Raw genomic sequence first — 1,859 nt, 5'->3', positions numbered from 1 at the left:
GTAACCATCCGGTCAGGACCGCAGTAGCCGAGGCTTTTTGCGATTTCTTTCTGCCACTGGTTTCGATGGCGGGTCGCCAATTCCGCGAAGATTGCGGATAATCTGTTGAAGGTTTTCGATCCCCACTTGGGTGAACAAGATGATGTGCTCGCTGAGCTCCGAGGCCGGATAGTCATCATATGCCCACAAGCAGCCATCTTCAGAGAACATCTCAATCGAACATTCTCGCAAGAAGTCTTCGTCCTCATCAAGCATCGCGGCGACATATTTCAGGGTGTAGAGGGCAGAGTTGCGGTAGCCCATGATGCCTCGTTCTGTGTTTTCAGATTTGGTCAGTGCTGCTGGTTTTGGCTCTTCGCAAATCCAGCTTTTCCAAGTGTCCGACGGCGGGCAATTTTAGCGACACGGTCTTGAATGATATCAACGCTTAAATCTTCTGGGTCGAAGCGGCCACCATACCAACGCACGAACTCTCGATGCTGCGCATGCCGTGGCTTCGCCATGACGTTCAGGAATTCCTCGAACCCCGAGGTGCTGCCAACATCTTCCGGCGGCGCTCTGCGCTCACCATCGATGAAGCGCGGATATTCGATGCTGGGGTTTCCATCCTCCACTGCCTCGACCGTGATAGTGTGCCGCCAGTTATCACCAAAGTCATAGGTGTAGCTAAAGGTCGCGATCCCACGCTCGATGAGTGCCGCTATGCGGACGTTGCGAGCAGCAAAGGTTTTGCGTTCGTAGAGGTCTTCTGGATCCGGCACATCGTAACATCGCCCACCAGCCTCGAACTCGAACAGATGATAATCCTCGAACAGCATCACGGCCTGAATGACATCGTGGAGCCCCTTCAAGCTCATCGTGAGTGGAACCTCGACCCTGCGCCAGATCAAAGGCTCGATATCGTCGAGTTGGATATGTAGCCTGGCGATGCGATCGACGGTCATGATGCCAAAGCCATCATAGGCCGCGGACCTGTCCAATTCCACGGCAGCAGCTCTGCAAGCTTTGTTGTCGGCGTGTCAGCGATACGCGCGAGAACGTCGGCAAGCCAAGCCTGCGGATCGACGTCGTTGAGCTTGGCCGTCATGATCATCGTCGCCATGAAGGCGGCGCGATCAGCACCACGATCAGAACCCGCAAACAGCCACGACTTCCTGCCGAGAGCGAAGCCGCGCAGAGCGCGTTCGGCGGCATTGTTGGTCAGGCAAATCCGACCGTCGCCCAGGAAGGACGTAAAGCCCTCCCAGCGCTTTAGCATGTAGTCGATCGGCTCGGCGACCGGAGAGCTGCGCGACAGCTTTGTCCGCTCGGCCCGCATCCAGGCCTCAAGCTCTTCGACAAGACGACGGCTGTCCCGCTGGCGTCGCGCCAGTCTTTCACTTGCAGCGAGACGATTGATGTCACGCTCGATATCGAACAGGGCATCGATCCGTTTCACGGCCTCGAGCGCCACCGGCGAGATCGGCGTGGCGTTCTTTCCCCGTTTGGCGTTGGTGGCGATGTCGGCAAGCACGAAGAACTTGCGACGCGAATGCGACCAGCACAATGCCTGGGTCAGCGGACCAGAATCGCGGTCCATTTTGAAGAGCGGGTTGTAGCCGCCATAGGCGTCGGCCTGCAGAATGCCGGTGAAGGTCTTTAGATGGCGCTCGGGATGTTCCTGCCGCCGATCGCGGGAGGCATAGTAGAGGGCGGCTGGCGGCGACGTTCCGCTGAACGGCCGATCGTCCCTGACATAGGTCCAAATCCGCCCGGTATCGGTCTTGCCCTTCGCCAGGATCGGCACGGTCGTGTCATCGCCATGTAGACGCTCGGCGGTCAGCACATGCGCCTCGATCAATCCGTGCAAGGGCTTCAAG

3 protein-coding genes are annotated in these 1,859 nt (G+C 57.9%); all 3 read right to left on the bottom strand.

Annotated elements, in window-relative coordinates:
• Positions 1–12: 12 nt before the first annotated feature.
• Positions 13–303, bottom strand: coding sequence for a hypothetical protein (locus tag N181_RS08765; RefSeq protein ID WP_014330935.1), 291 nt, complete (start codon positions 301–303; stop codon positions 13–15).
• Between the two features lie 29 nt (positions 304–332).
• Positions 333–944, bottom strand: a complete 612-nt coding sequence (locus tag N181_RS08760) for a plasmid pRiA4b ORF-3 family protein (protein WP_014857805.1) — start codon at positions 942–944, stop codon at positions 333–335.
• The coding region (gene tnpC / locus N181_RS08755; protein WP_155621608.1) for an IS66 family transposase at positions 941–1,859 on the bottom strand (919 nt) is incomplete at its 5' end. The genes N181_RS08760 and tnpC, both read right to left, overlap by 4 nt.

Origin of the sequence: Sinorhizobium fredii USDA 205 (assembly GCF_001461695.1) — a bacterium.
Taxonomy (GTDB): Bacteria; Pseudomonadota; Alphaproteobacteria; order Rhizobiales; family Rhizobiaceae; genus Sinorhizobium; species Sinorhizobium fredii.
Note: the sequence above shows the minus strand (reverse complement) of the source record. Positions and strands in the feature narration are given on the sequence as shown.